This is a genomic window from Pseudomonas sp. NPDC079367 (assembly GCF_044542195.1).
In the GTDB taxonomy this organism is placed as follows: domain Bacteria; phylum Pseudomonadota; class Gammaproteobacteria; order Pseudomonadales; family Pseudomonadaceae; genus Aquipseudomonas.
Genome location: NZ_JBITTW010000005.1, coordinates 151,646 through 169,941, shown reverse-complemented (window position 1 = coordinate 169,941; position 18,296 = coordinate 151,646). Strand labels below are relative to the sequence as shown.

At 59.1% G+C, this 18,296-nt stretch carries 15 protein-coding genes; 11 read left to right on the top strand and 4 right to left on the bottom strand.

Annotated elements, in window-relative coordinates; genetic code table 11:
* Nucleotides 1-18: 18 nt before the first annotated feature.
* Nucleotides 19-1,119, top strand: a complete 1,101-nt coding sequence (gene wecB / locus ACIGDJ_RS08965; protein ID WP_101155419.1) for a non-hydrolyzing UDP-N-acetylglucosamine 2-epimerase — start codon at nucleotides 19-21, stop codon at nucleotides 1,117-1,119.
* Complete coding sequence (locus ACIGDJ_RS08960) at nucleotides 1,119-2,219, top strand: glycosyl transferase (RefSeq protein WP_101155421.1); 1,101 nt, start codon at nucleotides 1,119-1,121, stop codon at nucleotides 2,217-2,219. The genes wecB and ACIGDJ_RS08960 overlap by 1 nt, the downstream gene beginning before the upstream one ends.
* A gap of 161 nt (nucleotides 2,220-2,380) precedes the next feature.
* Here the strand turns inward: ACIGDJ_RS08960 and ACIGDJ_RS08955 are convergent, their stop codons facing one another.
* A complete protein-coding gene (locus ACIGDJ_RS08955) occupies nucleotides 2,381-2,926 on the bottom strand; it encodes an acyltransferase family protein (protein WP_397479198.1) in 546 nt (181 codons plus the stop codon).
* A 68-nt stretch (nucleotides 2,927-2,994) separates the two neighbouring features.
* Entirely contained in the window at nucleotides 2,995-3,402 is a 408-nt protein-coding gene (locus tag ACIGDJ_RS08950; protein ID WP_397479197.1) for an acyltransferase family protein, read from the bottom strand.
* A gap of 236 nt (nucleotides 3,403-3,638) precedes the next feature.
* Here ACIGDJ_RS08950 and ACIGDJ_RS08945 point away from each other — a divergent pair, with 236 nt between their 5' ends.
* The 3 genes from ACIGDJ_RS08945 to fabF all read left to right on the top strand — a co-directional run bounded on the left by ACIGDJ_RS08945 (nucleotide 3,639) and on the right by fabF (nucleotide 7,562).
* Nucleotides 3,639-5,633: a nucleoside-diphosphate sugar epimerase/dehydratase gene (locus tag ACIGDJ_RS08945; RefSeq protein ID WP_101155427.1), complete on the top strand. Its 1,995-nt coding sequence runs from the start codon at nucleotides 3,639-3,641 to the stop codon at nucleotides 5,631-5,633.
* Between the two features lie 110 nt (nucleotides 5,634-5,743).
* The gene (locus tag ACIGDJ_RS08940; RefSeq protein WP_101155428.1) at nucleotides 5,744-6,082 is read left to right on the top strand and encodes a helix-hairpin-helix domain-containing protein; all 339 of its coding nucleotides are present in this window, start codon (nucleotides 5,744-5,746) and stop codon (nucleotides 6,080-6,082) included.
* Nucleotides 6,083-6,287: 205 nt separating this feature from the next.
* On the top strand, nucleotides 6,288-7,562 hold the full coding sequence (gene fabF / locus ACIGDJ_RS08935) for a beta-ketoacyl-ACP synthase II (protein WP_101155441.1): 1,275 nt from the start codon (nucleotides 6,288-6,290) through the stop codon (nucleotides 7,560-7,562).
* 39 nt (nucleotides 7,563-7,601) lie between these two features.
* Here the strand turns inward: fabF and ACIGDJ_RS08930 are convergent, their stop codons facing one another.
* Complete coding sequence (locus ACIGDJ_RS08930; protein ID WP_016770901.1) at nucleotides 7,602-7,769, bottom strand: DUF2897 family protein; 168 nt, start codon at nucleotides 7,767-7,769, stop codon at nucleotides 7,602-7,604.
* Nucleotides 7,770-7,899: 130 nt separating this feature from the next.
* Nucleotides 7,900-9,264 (bottom strand): ethanolamine permease, encoded by a 1,365-nt coding sequence (gene eat, locus ACIGDJ_RS08925; RefSeq protein ID WP_101155443.1) that lies wholly within the window; start codon nucleotides 9,262-9,264, stop codon nucleotides 7,900-7,902.
* A 906-nt stretch (nucleotides 9,265-10,170) separates the two neighbouring features.
* Between eat and kdpF the strand changes: the two genes are divergently transcribed.
* The 6 genes from kdpF to ACIGDJ_RS08895 all read left to right on the top strand — a co-directional run bounded on the left by kdpF (nucleotide 10,171) and on the right by ACIGDJ_RS08895 (nucleotide 18,245).
* Complete coding sequence (gene kdpF, locus ACIGDJ_RS08920) at nucleotides 10,171-10,260, top strand: K(+)-transporting ATPase subunit F (protein WP_007899818.1); 90 nt, start codon at nucleotides 10,171-10,173, stop codon at nucleotides 10,258-10,260.
* A gap of 8 nt (nucleotides 10,261-10,268) precedes the next feature.
* A complete protein-coding gene (gene kdpA, locus ACIGDJ_RS08915; RefSeq protein ID WP_312999892.1) occupies nucleotides 10,269-11,963 on the top strand; it encodes a potassium-transporting ATPase subunit KdpA in 1,695 nt (564 codons plus the stop codon).
* A gap of 10 nt (nucleotides 11,964-11,973) precedes the next feature.
* Nucleotides 11,974-14,031, top strand: a complete 2,058-nt coding sequence (gene kdpB, locus ACIGDJ_RS08910; RefSeq protein WP_397479196.1) for a potassium-transporting ATPase subunit KdpB — start codon at nucleotides 11,974-11,976, stop codon at nucleotides 14,029-14,031.
* A 124-nt stretch (nucleotides 14,032-14,155) separates the two neighbouring features.
* Nucleotides 14,156-14,701: a potassium-transporting ATPase subunit KdpC gene (gene kdpC / locus ACIGDJ_RS08905; protein WP_312999894.1), complete on the top strand. Its 546-nt coding sequence runs from the start codon at nucleotides 14,156-14,158 to the stop codon at nucleotides 14,699-14,701.
* 145 nt (nucleotides 14,702-14,846) lie between these two features.
* Entirely contained in the window at nucleotides 14,847-17,498 is a 2,652-nt protein-coding gene (locus tag ACIGDJ_RS08900) for a DUF4118 domain-containing protein (RefSeq protein ID WP_397479195.1), read from the top strand.
* A gap of 48 nt (nucleotides 17,499-17,546) precedes the next feature.
* Nucleotides 17,547-18,245: a response regulator gene (locus tag ACIGDJ_RS08895; protein ID WP_101155454.1), complete on the top strand. Its 699-nt coding sequence runs from the start codon at nucleotides 17,547-17,549 to the stop codon at nucleotides 18,243-18,245.
* The last annotated feature ends 51 nt before the right edge of the window (nucleotides 18,246-18,296 follow it).

Below are 18,296 nucleotides of genomic sequence, written 5' to 3'. Positions count from 1 at the left end.
ATTTGTGGGAATACTCTTGTGAAACGAAAAATACTTTGCGTTGTTGGGACCCGTCCGGAAGCGATCAAAATGGCCCCGGTCATTCTGGCGTTGAAAAACGAGCCTTGGGCCGATGTGCGGGTTCTCGCTACCGCCCAGCATCGCCATATGCTTGATCAGGTCATGAGCTTTTTCGGTATAGAGCAAGATATCGACCTGAACATCATGCGTCCAAACCAGGCCCTGACCACGTTGACTGCTCGTCTCCTGCTGGAAATGGACGACGTGCTGAGCGCAGAGAAGCCGGAAATCGTGCTGGTTCAAGGCGATACAACGACTGTAATGACCGTTGCTCTGGCCTGTTTCTACCACAGAATCCCTATTGGTCACGTAGAGGCCGGGCTCCGCACCTGGGATATGCAGAACCCGTTCCCGGAAGAAGCCAACCGCGTCATCGCCGGCAAGCTGGCTCGCTGGCACTTTGCGCCTACTGAAGGCTCGCGCCAGAACCTGCTGCGTGAAGGTGTTCCCGACGCTGATATCATCGTCACTGGCAACACTGTGATCGATGCACTATTGATGACAGCTGCAAAGGACTTGGATCTGGGCATCGAACTTGATCCGGGCAAGCGACTGGTGCTCGTGACCTCGCACCGCCGTGAAAACTTCGGTGAACCGTTTCTCAACATCTGCCGCGCATTGCGCACCTTGGCTGAGAATAACCCGGATGTGCAGTTCCTTTACCCGGTGCATCCAAACCCTAACGTAAAGGACGTTGCCCACGAGTTGCTTGGCCCGGTAGCTAATTTCGTGCTGTGCGACCCCTTGGATTATGCGCCGTTCGTAGCAGCTATGAAGCGTGCCTATCTGATTCTTACTGACTCGGGCGGTGTTCAGGAGGAAGCGCCTGCCTTGGGCAAGCCGGTTCTCGTCTTGCGCGAAGAAACTGAACGTCCAGAGGCTGTGGAGCACGGGGTTGTAAAACTGGTCGGTTCCAACTACGACGCAATTGTCAATGAAGCTCAACGCTTGTTGGACGACGAAGCTGCCTATCGCGAGATGGCCCGTGGTGTTTCTCCTTATGGAGATGGGCACGGTGCAGAGCGCATCGTCAATTCGTTGCGAGAGTACTTCAGCTGATGTGTTTGATTTATTTGTCGCCTGTTCCTTGGGCAAGTTTTTCTCAGCGGCCTCACAAGTTTGTTGAGTGGTTTCACCGGCGCACCGGGCGACAAGTAATCTGGATAGAGCCGTATCCCACGCGTTTTCCAAAATTGAGTGATCTGAGAAGAGGCAAAGGGGCGGGACAAGGCGCGAATCAATCGACACCTCAATGGCTGCGACTGTTAACTCCCCGTGCCCTCCCCATTGAGCCTTTACCCGGTTCAGGATGGCTGAATGGTCGTTTCTGGTCGACCTTGATCAGTGATCTGAAATCTCAACTCGGCAATGAAGAGCCACTGATTGTTGTCGGGAAGCCCTCCGTTTTAGCATTGAAGCTGTTAGATTTTTTCAGTCCGGAACACTCAATCTACGATGCGATGGATGATTTCCCCGCGTTTTATTCCGGTTTGTCCCGCCAGGCGATGTCTCGGCGAGAAGTCCGTATAGTACAAGCCGTCGAGAGCGTATGGGTTTCAAGCACGGCTCTGAAGATTCGTTGGGAGCGGCAAAAAGCGCGTATCTGCTTTGTTCCCAATGCTCTTGACGAGGCTCTATTGCCTGTAGCACGTCAAGTTAAAACCGAACACAGACGCAAGGTTTTGGGCTACGTAGGGACTATCGGCGCGTGGTTCGACTGGGATTGGATTCTAGCGCTTGCAAAACTACGTTCCGGCGATGTTGTGCGCTTGATCGGGCCGATATTTTCTCCTGCACCCTTTGAATTGCCTTCAAATGTCGAGTTGTTGCCTCCTTGTTCTCATGCCGAAGCGTTGCTAGCAATGTGTAAGTTTGACGTAGGCCTCATTCCGTTCAAACGAAGTGAGCTGACAGTTTCTGTTGATCCTATCAAATACTACGAATATCGAGCGTTAGGGTTGCCAGTAGTATCGACTGATTTTGGAGAGATGGGATTTCGCGAGGGCGCTACTGGGACTTACATTAGTCGGTCGGTGATGGATATAGATCGCTTGCTTGTTGTTGCTACGGATTTTCAGGATGCTAGCGATAGTCGTCTCGATTTTATTGCCGAGAATACGTGGTCGGCGAGGTTTGATAGCGCGGGCATTCCGCTGTAGATGGTTCGGTCAGGGCATTTTCTGATTCCCCGTAAAATAACATCGCCTCAAGAATACACCGCTGTGCCGGCTATTCTTGAGGACAATGTACAGTAGTATCACCAAATAAGGTTTACAAAGGTTACTAATGTGCTTTGACTTTAATGTCTTGGGCTCGTGACCTATATGTCCCTTTGCTGTGCTTGCAGTTTTTTTGTATTGGCTGGCATGCTTCTAAACTTTCCAAGCGCTCGAAGAACCACTTTCTGTGCTGGTTTTTCGATCAGTCCGTGGGCAATGGCAGCGGCCAGTAGGGAAGCTGCGTAGTAAGCGGCAAAAGCACTAGCGGAACTCAAGCCGGCCGTCAGGAAGGGATACATATCAAACAGTCGGATCACGACCTGATGAACCATGTACAGAGCAAAGCTGATTTCTCCCAGGTAAACCAGAGGTCGGGCCTGTAGCGCCTTGGAGATGAGTCCGCGTTGCTGCGCCAATATTACGATTAGAAATGCGAATGCCAAGGCTCCGCCGCAGTTGATAAACCAAATGGTCACTGGGGTATTGAGCTTTGCGGGTAGGTTAGAGAATAAGTGTAGATTTGGCGACCACATGGCAAAGGCTGCAATAACTATCGCGATTAATTCGACTCCGCTATAGCCAGCACTTGGAGTGTCGGTCGCTTTAAATATTTTCAAATAGATCTGGTAGGCGGCGATGCCAAGCATAAATTCGCTCAACCTAGTCAATTTTAATGTTTAATATTAGAAGCGGAAAAATCGCATAGAAAAATATCTCATTGGAAATGACTCCATGAAACGCCGTTCAGTGAGAAATAGGTATCTTGGTTAGGGATCCAAGACTGTAGCAGGGTAAAGTTAAGGAAGCTATCTTGAAGCGGTATGTTGTAGTTGTAGTGTTTCATTATCAAAATCACGGCAACGGCAGTGATCAAGTGCAACGGCCAGATTCTCGCGAAACGACTGGCGTAAAACATTCCCAGTTCACGCCCCGACGTGATGGTCTTGTGAGTATGGGCCAGAATAAAGCCCGAGAGCACATAGAACATCGATACAGCTTGAGTAAGCGAAAAATCATCGACGAACGTGAAGCCGCCGAAGCTATGCTTTGAATGGAATATTACGACGAGTGCGGCAGCGAAGAACCGCAATGATGTCAGTGAATCAATTTGTCTTGCGCGCATTTTTTCATCCTTTTGCCAGCAGCAAAGGATGCCATGGCATTGATATGACTACAATGGCCTAACGCGAGCTGCTCAGGAGGCTGACATTGCGCGGGCACCGAGCCGGGTTGCTGGAGCCCACGAAATCAGGCACCGAAGCAATCTGTTGAGTGTTAAGCTACGCTTCGTGGAACGATTCAGCCGCTTTCTACACGAAGCAACCTATGAACGCGGCCAAGCCTCGTCGGTAGAGACTTATGGATAAAATACGCGATTTTCTTTTGAATCTGCCTCGCCGCCAGAAGCGGCTGATTCAGATAACCACTGACTCTCTGCTGGTCTGGACATCGCTCTGGTTAGCTTTTATCGTCCGTCTTGGCCTGGACGATATGTACAACCCCTTGCGCGTGCATTTCTGGCTCTTCGCATGCGCACCAGTCATTGCTATTCCGCTTTTCATTCGATTCGGTATGTACCGTGCCGTAATGCGTTATTTTGGCAATGATGCGCTCATTGCAATCATTAAGGCGGTGAGCCTCTCCTCGCTTATTCTGGCGTTGGTTGTTTACTTGTACAGCAACCACGAAGCAGTCGTTCCGCGTTCTATAATATTCAACTACTGGTGGCTTAGCCTCGTCATTATTGGCGGCTTGCGACTATTTATGCGCCAGTACTTCATGGGCGACTGGTTCAATGCCGCTCAACATGTACCTTTTACCAATCGAGACGACGGATTGATCAAGGTTGCCATTTATGGTGCAGGTGTCGCGGGTAACCAATTGGTTGCAGCCCTGAGAATGGGGCGCGTGATGCGGCCAGTTGCTTTTATCGACGACGATGCCAGTATTGCTGATCGCTCAATTTCTGGACTTCAAGTATACAAACCTAAACATATTCAACAGATGATCGACGTTACGGGAGCGCAGGAGATTCTTCTGGCCCTGCCTTCTTCGACACGCGCCCGGCGCAGAGAGATTTTGAACTTTCTTGAACGTTATCCGCTTCATATACGAAGTGTTCCCAATTTCACCGACCTCGCAAGTGGCAGAGTAAAGGTTGAGGATATTCAGGAGGTTGACATTGCCGATTTGCTGGGACGTGATGCAGTTCCCGCCCAGTCTGATCTACTGGAGCGCTGCATCAAGGGAAAGACGGTAATGGTGACCGGCGCAGGCGGATCCATCGGGTCAGAGCTTTGTCGGCAAATATTTTCTCTTGAACCCAAGACTCTGCTGCTGTTTGAACATAGTGAATTCAACCTCTACAGCATCTTGTCGGAACTTGAGCAGAGAGCCGTTCGCGAGTCTTTATCGATCAGACTGTTACCCATCCTTGGTTCCATCCGGCATCAACACAAGCTGTTGGATGTCATGAAAACTTGGGATGTGGATACCGTGTACCACGCGGCTGCCTACAAACATGTGCCCATGGTCGAACACAACATTGCCGAAGGTGTGCTGAACAATGTGATCGGTACGCTCAATACCGCTCAGGCCGCACTGAAGTGTGGCGTGGCTAACTTTGTGCTGATCTCCACTGACAAAGCGGTTCGGCCGACCAATGTCATGGGAAGCACCAAGCGTCTGGCGGAATTGACTCTTCAGGCCCTGAGCCGTGAAATCGCCCCTGTTTTGTTCGGCGACAAAGCCAACGTTTCAAGAGTCAACAAAACCCGTTTCACCATGGTCCGCTTCGGCAACGTGCTCGGCTCTTCCGGTTCTGTCATCCCGCTGTTCCATAGCCAGATCAAAGCCGGCGGGCCGTTGACCGTCACCCATCCAAAAATCACCCGCTACTTCATGACCATCCCCGAAGCCGCGCAGTTGGTGATCCAGGCTGGCTCAATGGGGCAGGGCGGGGATGTGTTCGTGCTGGATATGGGCGAGCCGGTGCGGATCGTCGAGCTGGCGGAAAAAATGATCCATCTGTCCGGCTTAAGCATCCGTTCCGAGCGAAACCCGCAAGGCGACATCTCCATCGAGTTCACCGGTTTGCGCCCGGGCGAAAAACTCTATGAGGAATTGCTCATCGGCGACAACGTCGCAGCCACATCGCATCCGATGATCATGAGCGCCAATGAGGATCACCTTCCTTGGGACGTTCTGAAAACCCGCTTGGATGAACTGCTGAAAGCCGTCGAAGCCGACGACTACACCCGCGTCCGCCAGCTCCTGCGCGAAACCGTCTCCGGCTACACCCCCGATGGCGAGATCGTCGACTGGATTTACCAGCAGCGCCGTCTCGAGCCCTGATTGTTTCACATTCTGTAACGCTCGCATTTTTGACTTCCCTCCGTCATGACCTACGTTTGGAGAGCAGCTTGGGAAAAGCTGCTTTCTAAAACGATGATGGAGCGTCACTTATGCGTACCGGTTATTTCTACTCGCTGATCTTTGCTTTCCTCACCAGCGCCTCGATTGCTGCGATCGCTGCGCCTGTAGCAACTTCGGAGACAACGAAGGCGCCTTTGATGATGGATGCTGCGGCAGTTCCTTCGCAGAGTGCCAAAGTCGATCTCAACGGCGCGGATGCGGCAACGTTGCAGAAGGAGTTGGCGGGTGTAGGGGAGGCTAAGGCGCAGGCAATTGTTGCGTATCGGGATACAAATGGGCCGTTCGCGTCGGTGGATGAGTTGCTGGAAGTGAAGGGGATTGGCAAGGCGATTCTGGATCGCAACCGTGAAAAGCTGGATGTGAACTAAGCTGACAGTTCAACGCCGAGAGGCCGGTCATTGACCGGCCTTTTTATTGGGCGCGATTGGGTGAAGTCCTGAAGACAAGAAATTATGGGTATCATATTGCGCTGCGATTATGCCTATAATAAATTCCGTTCGGGTCTGGTTTAGCATCCGAATCGCGGCACTCCGCTACACGCTTGTATTTGAATTGGATAAGGGGAACCACGGTATGAACCAACGTCGAGTCGTCGTCACGGGCATGGGCCTGGTTTCACCTTTGGGCAGTGATCTTGAAGTTGTCTGGCAGCGTTTGCTCGCCGGTCGTTCCGGGTTGCGCAATCTGCCCGACGCTGTGGTAGCTGATCTGCCGACACGGGTTGGCGGCAGTGTGCCGACGGTGGAGGAGGATGCCGAGGCCGGATTTGATCCGGATCGTGCGACGCCGCCCAAAGAACAGAAAAAGATGGATCGCTTCATCATGTTTGCCATGGAAGCGGCGCGGCAGGCGCTGGAGCAGGCCGGTTGGCATCCAGCGGATACTGGAAGCCAAGAGCGTACCGCGACAATCATCGGCTCAGGTGTCGGCGGTTTTGGTGCCATTGCCGATGCGGTGCGTACCACCGACAGCCGCGGCCCTCGGCGTTTGTCGCCGTTCACCATTCCATCGTTTCTGGTCAATCTCGCGGCTGGTCATGTGTCGATACAGCATGGCCTCAAGGGACCATTAGGCGCACCAGTTACTGCTTGTGCCGCCGGGGTTCAGGCGATCGGTGATGCGGCGCGTTTGATTCGCGCAGGTGAGGCAGACATCGCGGTATGCGGCGGTGCGGAGGCGTCGATCGACCGCGTCAGTCTCGCCGGTTTCGCGGCAGCGCGGGCGTTGTCCAGCGGCTACAACGACACCCCTGAACGTGCCTCACGTCCGTTCGACAGCGGGCGCGATGGTTTTGTGATGGGCGAGGGCGCCGGTCTGCTGGTGATCGAGTCACTGGAGCATGCGCTTGCACGCGGTGCGAAGCCGTTGGCCGAGTTGGTAGGCTACGGCACCACGGCCGATGCCTACCACCTGACCGCCGGGCCCGAAGACGGCAGTGGCGCGCGTCGGGCAATGCAGCTCGCATTGGCTCAGGGTGGCGTGATGCCGGAGCAGGTGCAGCACCTCAACGCTCATGCCACTTCAACACCGGTCGGCGATCTGGGCGAGTTGGCGGCAATCAAGGCTGTGTTCGGTTCGCAGAACAAAATCGCTGTAACGTCGACCAAGTCTGCAACAGGGCATTTGCTCGGCGCGGCGGGTGGACTGGAGGCGATTTTCACGTTGCTGGCAATCCGTGATCAGGTGGTGCCGCCGACACTCAACTTTGAAAAACCGGATCCAGCCAGCGAAGGGGTAGACATCGTCCATGGCGAGGCGCGCGCGATGGCGATCGAATATGCCTTGTCCAATGGTTTCGGTTTTGGCGGGGTCAATGCGAGCGTGCTGTTCAAGCGCTGGGAAGGTTGATCGCAAAAAACAAACCCCGCCATGGCGGCGGGGTTCATGTCAGCGGTCCTGTGCGTCCTTGGCGTCCGCTTCGGCATTGCGCTGTGCGACGCGCTTGCGTTCTTCATCGGTCAGTTCGACCTTGTTGGCGGTGTCGCGCAACATCATCAATCCGCCGACAATCGAGCCGATCGCAACGACCAGAATCAACCAGGCATACCAAGGCATAACGGCTCTCCTTAAATGGCAGCTCGACGGGCGAGGACTTCGCCGTGCGATGCTGCATACCACCTTTGAGCGAAACGACTTCGCAGTGGTTCCATTCTAGGCCGCTTATGCCCGGCACACCCGAACCGTGTTACAGACCAGTCAACATCGCATCCGCTGGCGCATCGGCGCGCAGTTGCCCGGTGAGCATGAAGTAGCAGAACCCCACCGCCATGAAGCCGAGGAAAATAAGCCCGATCAACGTGTTGAACCATGCCATCGCCACCAGGCACACCACCGCCAGCACCAGCGCAATCATTGGCACCAGCGGATAGCACGGCGCGCGGAAAGTGCGTTCCAGATTCGGTTCCGATTTACGCAGTTTGAACAGGCTGAGCATGCTCATGATGTACATCACGATGGCGCCGAACACTGCCATGGTGATCATCGCCGCTGTCAGCGTCATGCCGCCGAGGTTGATCAGGCCGTCGCTGTAGATTGCGGCGATGCCGATGAGGCCGCCGGCGATGATTGCGCGGTGCGGAGTCTGGAAGCGCGACAGTTTCGCCAGTGAGGCTGGCAAGTAACCGGCGCGGGCCAGGGCGAAGAACTGTCGCGAGTAGCCGAGGATGATGCCATGAAAACTGGCGACCAGGCCGAACAGGCCGATCCAGACCAGCATGTGCAGCCAGCCGGAGTTGTCGCCGACCACGGTTTTCATCGCTTGCGGCAATGGGTCGTTGATGTTGGACAAAGTGCGCCAGTCGCCGACGCCGCCAGCGAAGAACATCACGCCCATCGCCAGCAGCACCAGGGTCAGAATGCCGCTGATATAGGCTTTCGGGATCGTGCGTTTCGGGTCCTTGGCTTCTTCGGCGGCCATGGCGGCGCCTTCGATGGCGAGGAAGAACCAGATGGCGAAGGGGATCGCCGCGAACATCCCGGCAATTGCCGGCGCGCCGAAGACGTCAGAACCGGCCCAGCCATTAAGCGCAAAGTTGCTGAAGCTGAACGCCGGCGCGACCACGCCCATGAACACCAGCAACTCAGCCACCGCCAGCACGCAGACGATCAATTCGAACGTCGCGGCCAGTTTCACCCCGAGGATATTCAGGCCCATGAACACGATGTAGGCGCCAACCGCCGCGTGTTTCGGGTCGAGTGCCGGAAATTGCACATTCAGGTAGGCGCCGATCGCCAAGGCAATCGCTGGCGGGGCGAAGACGAATTCGATCAGAGTAGCCAGTCCGGCGATCAATCCGCCTTTTTCGCCAAACGCGCGGCGGCTGTAGGCGAATGGCCCGCCGGCGTGGGGAATCGCGGTGGTCAGTTCGGTGAAACTGAAGATGAAGCAGGTGTACATGGTCGCGACCATGAATGAAGTCACCAGAAAACCAAGCGTGCCGGCGACGCCCCAGCCGTAACTCCAGCCGAAGTATTCCCCGGAAATAACCAGCCCTACGGCAATGCCCCACAAGTGCAGAGTGCCCAGCGTGGGTTTGAGTTGTGTGTTCATGCGCTTGCTCCCGCAATGGTTGGAAAGCTCGGGAAGGCCGTGTGCAGTGGGCGTGCCATTACCGTGAAACAAGTCGTAATAAGTTGAAAGGTGTCGCGCAGGGGATGATTCACGCTGAATGTGCAGGAAAAGTGCGCCAGTTGGGTGCGATGTCGCCGATTCTGCCGCCTTCGCGAGCAAGCCCGCTCCCACAGGGGAACGCATTCAAAGTGGGAGCCGGGCTTGCCCGCGAAGGGGCCTGTTTGGACAGCACAAAAATCAGATCGGGCGGGTGCGATGTTGACTGCGCCGGCGCTTTCGCGAGCAAGCCCGCTCCCACAGAAGAACGCATTCCAAAGTGGGAGCCGGGCTTGCTCGCGAAGCGGCCCGTGCGAACAGCACAAAAATCGGCTCGGCCGGGTGCGATGTTGACTGCGATGCCGCTTTCGCGAGCAAGCCCGCTCCCACAGGACAGCGCATTTCAAAGTGGGGGCCGGGCTTGCTCGCGAAGGGGCCTGTGCGAACAGCACAAAAATAGCTCGGCCGGGTGCGATGTTGACTGCACCGGCGCCTTCGCGAGCAAGCCCGCTCCCACAGGGGAACGCATTTCAAAGTGGGAGCCGGGCTTGCACGCGAAGGGGCCTGTTTGGACAGCACAAAAATCAGCTCGGGCGGGTGCGATGTTGACTGCACCGGCGCCTTCGCGAGCAAGCCCGCTCCCACAGGACAGCGCATTTCAAAGTGGGAGCCGGGCTTGCCCGCGAAGGGGCCAGTCAAAACACCGCATAAATCAGCCGTAAAAGCTGCATAAACCCACTATTTACGCTTTCTTTATGCCCCACGCCGCGCCTCGCTCTCGTTCCTTTACAGCCTCCTTCCCGACAATCGCTGCACACACGGCAATACGCCGTAACACGGAGATTTTCCATGAGCGTTCTGGACGGGGTGTCACTGCTGTTGGCAGTGGGGCTGTTCATCTATCTGTTGGTTGCGCTGTTGCGCGCGGACCGGAACTAGGAGCGGCTATGCACAGTTATGACTATTGGCTGATCCTCGGGTTTTTTGCGCTGGTCCTGCTGCCGGCGCCGTTCCTGGGGCGCTTCTATTACAAGGTGATGGAGGGCCAGCGCACCTGGCTGACGCCGATTCTCGGCCCGGTCGAGCGCGGTTGCTATCGTCTTGCCGGGGTCGATGCGCAGGCGGAGCAGAGCTGGCAGAAATACACGCTGGCATTGCTGGCCTTCAACCTTGCCGGTTTCCTGCTCCTGTTTGCGATTCTGCTGTTCCAGGATCATTTGCCGCTGAATCCGCAAAACCTGCCAGGCCAGGAATGGACCCAGGCGTTCAACACCGCGGTCAGTTTCATGACCAACACCAACTGGCAGTCCTACAGCGGCGAGGCGACGCTCAGCTACCTCAGCCAGATGGCCGGCCTCACCGTGCAGAACTTCGTCAGCGCCGCCACCGGCCTCGCCGTGCTGGTCGCGCTGTGCCGAGGCATCGGGCGCAAATCGGCGCAGACCCTCGGCAACTTCTGGGTCGACATGACCCGCGCCACCCTTTATGGCCTGCTGCCGCTGTGCCTGCTGCTGGCGCTGTATCTGGTCTGGCAGGGCGTGCCGCAAACCTTCGCGCAGTATGTAAATGCCGTGACGCTGCAGGGTGTTGATCAAGTCATTCCGCTCGGCCCGGCCGCCAGTCAGATTGCGATCAAGCAGCTGGGCACCAACGGTGGTGGTTTCTTCGGCGTCAATTCGGCGCATCCGTTCGAGAACCCGACCGCGTGGAGCAACCTGTTCGAAGTCGCCTCGATCATTCTGATCCCGGTGGCGCTGGTGTTCACCTTCGGCCACTACGTGAAAGACCTGCGTCAGAGCCGCGCAATCATCGCCTGCATGCTGGCGCTGTTTCTGATCGGCGGCGCGACGTCGTTGTGGGCCGAGTATCAGCCGAATCCGACCCTGAACAACGCCGCCGTCGAGCAGACTGCGCCGCTGGAAGGCAAGGAAGCGCGTTTCGGCACCACCGCCACGGTGCTGTGGTCGGTGACGACGACGGCAGCCTCGAACGGTTCGGTCAACGGCATGCACGACAGCCTCAACCCGCTGAGCGGCATGGTTGCGCTGGTCAACATGATGGTTGGTGAAGTGATCTTCGGCGGCGTCGGCGCCGGGCTCTACGGCATGCTGCTCAACGTGTTGATCGCGGTGTTCCTTGCCGGCCTGATGATCGGGCGTACGCCGGAATACCTCGGCAAAAAACTCCAGGCCCGCGAAGTGCAATTGCTGGTCGTCACGCTGCTGGTGATGCCGGTCGGCGTGCTGGTGCTCGGTGCGATTGCCGCCACGGTTCCCAGTGCGGCGGCAACCATCAGCAACCCCGGCCCGCACGGTTTCAGCCAGTTGCTGTACGCCTATACCTCGGCGAGTGCCAACAACGGTTCGGCGTTCGGTGGCCTGAGCGCGAACACACCGTTCCACAACCTGATGCTCGGCCTGGGCATGTTGATCGGTCGCTTCGGCTACATCCTGCCGGTGCTGGCACTGGCCGGCAGCCTGGCGATGAAGAAAAGCGCACCGGTCGGCCAGAACAGCTTTCCGACTCACGGCCCGCTGTTCGTGACCTTGTTGACCGTGACCATTCTGTTGGTGGGCGGCCTGACCTTTCTGCCGACGCTGGCGCTGGGCCCGATTGCTGAACATCTGAGCCTGGGCTTCTAAGGAGCTGACGATGAATATGCCCGCAATAAAACCTGTGGCTGCCAAAGCGCCGGAACAAGCGAAAACCGCGATCTCCGCCCTGTGGCGTCCGGCGCTGGTGCAAGCCTTCGTCAAGCTCGACCCACGGCAACTGGCGCGTTCGCCCGTGATGCTGGTGGTCGAACTCACGGCGATTTTCACCACCGTGCTGTGCTTCATTCCGGACGCTGACGTGCCGACCTTCGTCGCCGCACAGATCGCTCTGTGGCTGTGGTTCACCGTGCTGTTCGCCAACTTTGCCGAGGCCTTGGCCGAAGGTCGCGGCAAGGCTCGCGCCGACAGCCTCAAGGCTGGCAGCGAAGGCCTCAGCGCACGCTGCCGCCAGCCGGATGCGAGTTTCAAGATTGTCCCGGCCGCCAATCTGCGCAAGGGCGATGTGGTGCGCGTCGAGGCCGGGGAAATGATCCCCGGTGACGGCGAAGTCATCGAAGGCATCGCGGCGGTCAACGAAGCGGCGATCACTGGCGAGTCGGCACCGGTGATCCGCGAGTCCGGCGGCGACCGTTCCGCTGTCACCGGCAACACGCGGCTGGTGTCCGACTGGCTGCTGGTGAAGATCACCGCCAACCCCGGTGAGTCGACCCTCGATCGCATGATCGCCCTGGTCGAAGGCGCCAAACGCCAGAAGACCCCGAACGAAGTGGCGCTGGACATCCTCCTGATCGGCCTGACCCTGATCTTTCTGCTGGTGGTCGTCACCCTGCAACCGTTCGCGCACTTTGCCAATGGCAGCCTGCCGCTGGTGTTCCTCGTGGCGTTATTGGTCACGCTGATCCCGACCACCATCGGCGGCCTGCTGTCGGCCATCGGTATTGCCGGGATGGATCGGCTGGTACGCCTGAACGTGATCGCCAAGTCCGGCCGTGCGGTGGAAGCAGCGGGGGATGTGCACGTGCTGTTGCTCGACAAGACCGGCACCATCACCTTCGGCAACCGTCGTTGCAGCGCGGTGTATGCCGCGCCGGGTGTGACCGGCCGTGAGCTGGCCGAAGGCGCGCTGTTCGCTTCGCTGGCCGACGAAACCGCTGAAGGCAAATCGATCGTCGAGTTCCTCCGTGGCCTGCATCCACAACCGGAGCCGGCCCCGGAAACCCTGACTGCCGTGCCGTTCAGTGCCGAAACCCGCTTGTCCGGTGTTGATTATCAGGGCCGTGTGTATCGCAAAGGCGCGGTGGATTCGCTGCTGGCATTTCTCGGTCAGCAACGTAGCGATCTGGCCCCGGCGCTGGCGCGGGAAATCGACAAGATTGCGCAGAGCGGCGGCACGCCATTGCTGGTTTGCGCTGACGGCAAATTGCTTGGCGCGATCCATCTCAAGGACGTGGTAAAACCCGGGATCCGTGAACGCTTCGCCGAGCTGCGCAAGTTGGGGATTCGCACGGTGATGGTCACCGGCGACAACCCCCTGACCGCCGCAGCCATCGCCGCTGAAGCGGGTGTCGATGACGTGCTCGCTGAAGCCACGCCGGAGAAAAAACTCGCGCGCATCCGTCACGAGCAGAACGACGGCCGCCTGGTCGCCATGTGCGGCGACGGCGCCAACGACGCCCCGGCGCTGGCCCAGGCCGACGTCGGCATGGCCATGAACGATGGCACGCAAGCGGCGCGCGAGGCGGCGAACATGGTCGATCTCGACAGCGACCCGACCAAGCTGCTCGACGTGGTGCAGATCGGCAAGGAATTGCTGGTGACACGCGGCGCGCTGACGACCTTTTCGATCGCCAACGACATCGCCAAATACTTCGCGATTCTGCCGGCACTGTTTGCTTCGATTTATCCGCAGCTGGGTGTGCTGAACATCATGCACTTGAGCAGTCCGCAGAGCGCGATTCTCTCGGCGATCGTGTTCAACGCGCTGATCATCGTTGTGCTGATTCCATTGGCGCTGCGCGGCGTACGGGTGCAGGCGGCGAGTGCGGCGGCGTTACTGCGGCGCAATCTGCTGATCTATGGCGTGGGCGGGATTGTTGTGCCGTTCGTGGGGATCAAGGCGATCGACATGCTGCTGACGGCGTTGCATCTGGTGTGATGCTTTCGCGAGCAGGCTCGCTCCCGCCTGAAACTGAATTTCCCTGTGGGAGCGAGCCTGCTCGCGAAGAATGCGCCACGGTTTAACTGACTCAAGTACTGATTTCTGAATCGAGGATTCTGCAATGTCCACAACCCTACGCCCGGCCCTGACCCTGTTGGCGCTGATGACCCTGATTACCGGCGTCGCCTATCCATTGGTAGTCACCGGCATCGCCCAGGTCGCTTTTCCGGCTCAGGCCAACGGCAGCCTGATCCGCGATGCCGACGGCAAAGTCCGTGGCTCGTCGCTGATCGCTCAGGATTTCAGCGGCGACAACTGGTTTCACCCACGCCCGTCCGCCGGGGCTTTTGCCACGGTGGCCAGTGGCGCCAGCAACCTCGCGCCGAGCAATCCAGCCCTCGCTACCCGAGTGATTGAAGACGCTCACAAACTCCAAGTCTCCGGGCAAGGCCCGGTGCCGCTGGCACTGCTGACCACCTCCGCCAGCGGCCTCGATCCGCACTTGCCACCAGCGGCAATTGCCTATCAACTGGCGCGTGTCGCGGCGGCGCGCCATCTGCCGGTGTCGACCTTGCAGCAATTGCTCGATAAGCACATCGAACAACCGCTGGTAGGGCCGCCGGTAGTCAATGTGCTGGAGCTGAATCTGGCACTGCAAAGCCTGTAATTCAGTTGATACCGATCGTTCCCACGCTCTGCGTGGGAATGCATCAATAGACGCTCTGCGTCTGCTTTTATGGGACGCAGAGCGTCCCGGGCTGCATTCCCACGCAGAGCGTGGGAACGATCATTCTGAAGAGAGAACACTAAGCATGAGCGACTCCGGCCGCGCCGACGCACTGTTAGCAGACCTGCCCCGCGATGGCCGTGGCCGGCTCAAGGTTTTCCTCGGCGCCGCCCCCGGTGTCGGCAAGACCTACGCCATGCTCCAGGCCGCGCACACGCAACTGCGCCAAGGCGTGAAAGTCCTCGCTGGCGTGGTTGAAACCCACGGCCGCGCCGAAACCGAAGCGTTGCTCGGCGGCCTGCCGCAGCAACCGCTGGTGCGCAGCGAATACCGTGGCGTGCTGCTTGAGGAAATGGACCTCGACGGCATTCTTGCCGCCAGACCGAAACTGGTACTGGTCGATGAACTGGCCCATAGCAACGCCCCCGGCAGTCGTCACGCCAAGCGCTGGCAAGACATTCAGGAACTGCTCGCCGCCGGCATTGACGTGTTCACCACGGTCAACGTCCAGCACCTGGAAAGCCTTAACGACCAAGTGCGCGGCATCACCGGCGTACAAGTGCGCGAAACCTTGCCGGACTGGGTCCTGCAGGAAGCCTTCGAGCTGCTGCTGATCGACCTGCCGCCCCGGGAATTGCTCGAGCGTCTGCGCGAAGGCAAGGTCTACGTGCCCGAGCAGGCGCGCGCCGCTATCGATGCATTTTTTACCCAGACCAACCTCACCGCGCTGCGCGAACTGGCGATGCAGACTGCCGCCGCGCAAATCGATAACGATCTTGCCCAAGGCTATCGTCAGTTGGGGCAGGCCGCGCCGGCGGTGCGCGGGCGTTTGCTGGTCGGCGTCGATGGCGATGCGCAGGCCGAGCGTCTGGTGCGACACGCCAGCCGCGTCGCCCAGCGCCGGCATCTGCCGTGGAGTCTGGTGCATGTCGACAACGGCAGCGCCCGTGACGAGCAATCGCGGTTGCGCCTGCAAAGCGCGCAGCAACTGGCCGAACGCCTCGGTGGTGAAGTGGTGCTGTTGCGCGCCGGCGAAGTGGCGAAAACCCTGATTCAACACGCCGCCGAGCGCCGCGCCAGTCTGCTCTTGGTCGGCCAGTCGCGGCCGCGCTTGCGCCGGCGATTGTTCGGCGGGGGCCTGGCGGCGCGCCTGCTGCGGCAGGCGCACGGTCTGGAAATCAACGTCCTCGACAGTGACCACGAACAGCACCAACCGCGCCCGCGTAATCCAGCCACGCTGGTGTGGTTCGACTACGCGCTGGCGCTGGTCGCCACGTTGTTGGCCAGTGCCTTGGCCTGGGCGGTGTCGAGCGTGTTGCCGCTGCCGAACATCTCGCTGGTGTTTCTCGCGGCGGTGTTGCTGGTAGCGGTGCGCAGCAGCCTGGGCCCGGCGCTGGCCTGTGCGGCGCTGTCGTTTCTGACCTACGATTTTCTGTTCATCCCGCCGAATTTCTCTTTCAGCATCCAGCGCGAAGAAGACGTGCTGACGCTGTTGTTCTTCCTGTTGATGGCGGCGCTCACTGGCAACCTTGCAGCGCGACAGCGCCGACAATTGCAGGCCTTGCGCGATACCCAGGAAGAGACCAGCGAGCTGCTCGACCTGTCGCGCAAACTCACCGCTGCGACCGACCGCCAAGCCGTGGTCAGCGCCGCCGCGCAGCACCTCGAAGGCTGGAGCGACCTGCAATTGTGCCTGCTCAACCGCGACGGGCAGGGCGGCTGGAAAGTCGAAACCGGTGGGCCGCTGCAATTCACCGAGGCCGAACGCGCCGCTGCCGATTGGGCCTGGCAACACGATCAACCGGCGGGCAAGGGCACCGGCACGTTGCCGCTCGGGCGTTGGTGGTGGTGGCCGTTATCGGTCGAGGACGGGCCGCTGGCGCTGCTCGGTGTGTGCGCCCGGGAAGGCCAGAGCTTGAGCGGTCAACGCCGTCGCTTGCTCACTGCGCTGAGCCAGCCGCTGGCGCAAGCCCTGGCCCGCGCGCAGTTGGCCGATGATCTGGAGGCGGCGCGCCTGCATGGCGAAACCGAGCAATTGCGCAGCGCCTTGCTGGCCTCGGTGTCGCACGATTTGCGCACGCCGCTGACCGCTATGCGCGGCAGCATCGACAGCCTGTTGGCCCTCGGCGAAGCGATCCCGCTGGAGGACCGCCGCGAGTTGCTTGAAGGCACCCGCGATGAGGCCGAACGCCTCGACCGTTACATCCAGAACCTGCTCGACATGACCCGCCTCGGCCACGGCGCCCTGAAGCTGGCGCGGGACTGGGTATCGCCGGCCGATATCGTCGGCAGTTCGCTGAATCGCCTGCGCGCCGTGCTGGCGCCGCTGCAGGTCAGCACCGAGGTGCCAGCCGAGTTGCCGTTGCTCTATGTGCACGCGGCGTTGATCGAGCAGGCGCTGGTCAATGTGCTGGAGAACGCCGCGCGATTTTCGCCCAGCCACGGTCGCCTGCAACTGCGCGCCGGCGCCGATCAGCAGGAGATTTTCTTTTCGGTCAGCGATGAAGGCCCGGGGATTCCCGAAGAGGACCGAGCGAAGATTTTCGACATGTTCTACACCGCCGCGCGCGGTGATCGCGGCGGGCAGGGCACCGGGTTGGGCCTGGCGATCTGTCAGGGCATGGTCGGCGCGCACGGCGGGCGTATCTCCGTGGCTGACGGCATCGACGGGCGTGGCACCTGCATCACCTTGCATCTGCCGTTGCAGGCGCAACCGGGGATGGACAGTGAAGCTTGAAGTCGACTGCGCTACTCTCTTGCCACTCTTTTGTGTTGATGTGAATCCATGAGCCAGACCGCGACCATTTTGGTCATCGACGACGAACCGCAGATTCGCAAATTCCTGCGCATCAGCCTCGCTTCACAGGGCTATAAAGTGCTCGAAGCGGGCACCGGTGCCGAAGGCCTGGCGCAAGCCGCGCTGAGCAAACCGGACCTGGTGGTGCTCGACCTCGGCCTGCCGGACATGGACGGTCAGCAAGTGCTGCGCGAGTTGCGCGAGTGGGCGAGCACGCCAGTGCTGGTGCTGTCGGTGCGCGCCAGTGAAGGACAGAAGGTCGAAGCGCTGGATGGCGGCGCGAATGACTATGTGACCAAACCGTTCGGCATCCAGGAATTTCTCGCCCGTGTTCGCGCGTTGCTGCGCCAGGCCCCGGCGGGGCAGGCGCAACCGGCGGCGCTGAATTTCGGCCCGTTGACTGTGGATCTGGCCTATCGGCGAGTACTGCTCGACGGCGCCGAAGTCGCCCTGACCCGCAAGGAATACGCGGTGCTGGCGCAACTGGCGCGGCATCCGGGGCGGGTGATCACCCAGCAGCAATTGCTCAAGGATATCTGGGGGCCGACGCACACCGAGGACAGTCATTACCTGCGGATCGTGGTCGGGCATCTGCGCCAGAAACTGGCGGATGACCCGACCCAGCCACGGTTTATCGTGACGGAGGCGGGGGTTGGGTATCGGTTGTTGGGGGAGGGTGGTCTGTAAGTATTGTGTTGTCGGGGCTGGCCCCTTCGCGAGCAAGCCCGCTCCCACAGT

Coding starts and splice junctions, on each gene's coding strand:
- ACIGDJ_RS08960 (WP_101155421.1), top strand. CDS start 1,119: ATGTGTTTGATTTATTTGTCGCCTGTTCCTTGGGCAAGTTTTTCTCAG.
- ACIGDJ_RS08955 (WP_397479198.1), bottom strand. CDS start 2,926: ATGCTTGGCATCGCCGCCTACCAGATCTATTTGAAAATATTTAAAGCG.
- ACIGDJ_RS08950 (WP_397479197.1), bottom strand. CDS start 3,402: ATGCGCGCAAGACAAATTGATTCACTGACATCATTGCGGTTCTTCGCT.
- ACIGDJ_RS08945 (WP_101155427.1), top strand. CDS start 3,639: ATGGATAAAATACGCGATTTTCTTTTGAATCTGCCTCGCCGCCAGAAG.
- ACIGDJ_RS08940 (WP_101155428.1), top strand. CDS start 5,744: ATGCGTACCGGTTATTTCTACTCGCTGATCTTTGCTTTCCTCACCAGC.
- fabF (WP_101155441.1), top strand. CDS start 6,288: ATGAACCAACGTCGAGTCGTCGTCACGGGCATGGGCCTGGTTTCACCT.
- ACIGDJ_RS08930 (WP_016770901.1), bottom strand. CDS start 7,769: ATGCCTTGGTATGCCTGGTTGATTCTGGTCGTTGCGATCGGCTCGATT.
- eat (WP_101155443.1), bottom strand. CDS start 9,264: ATGAACACACAACTCAAACCCACGCTGGGCACTCTGCACTTGTGGGGC.
- kdpF (WP_007899818.1), top strand. CDS start 10,171: ATGAGCGTTCTGGACGGGGTGTCACTGCTGTTGGCAGTGGGGCTGTTC.
- kdpA (WP_312999892.1), top strand. CDS start 10,269: ATGCACAGTTATGACTATTGGCTGATCCTCGGGTTTTTTGCGCTGGTC.
- kdpB (WP_397479196.1), top strand. CDS start 11,974: ATGAATATGCCCGCAATAAAACCTGTGGCTGCCAAAGCGCCGGAACAA.
- kdpC (WP_312999894.1), top strand. CDS start 14,156: ATGTCCACAACCCTACGCCCGGCCCTGACCCTGTTGGCGCTGATGACC.
- ACIGDJ_RS08900 (WP_397479195.1), top strand. CDS start 14,847: ATGAGCGACTCCGGCCGCGCCGACGCACTGTTAGCAGACCTGCCCCGC.
- ACIGDJ_RS08895 (WP_101155454.1), top strand. CDS start 17,547: ATGAGCCAGACCGCGACCATTTTGGTCATCGACGACGAACCGCAGATT.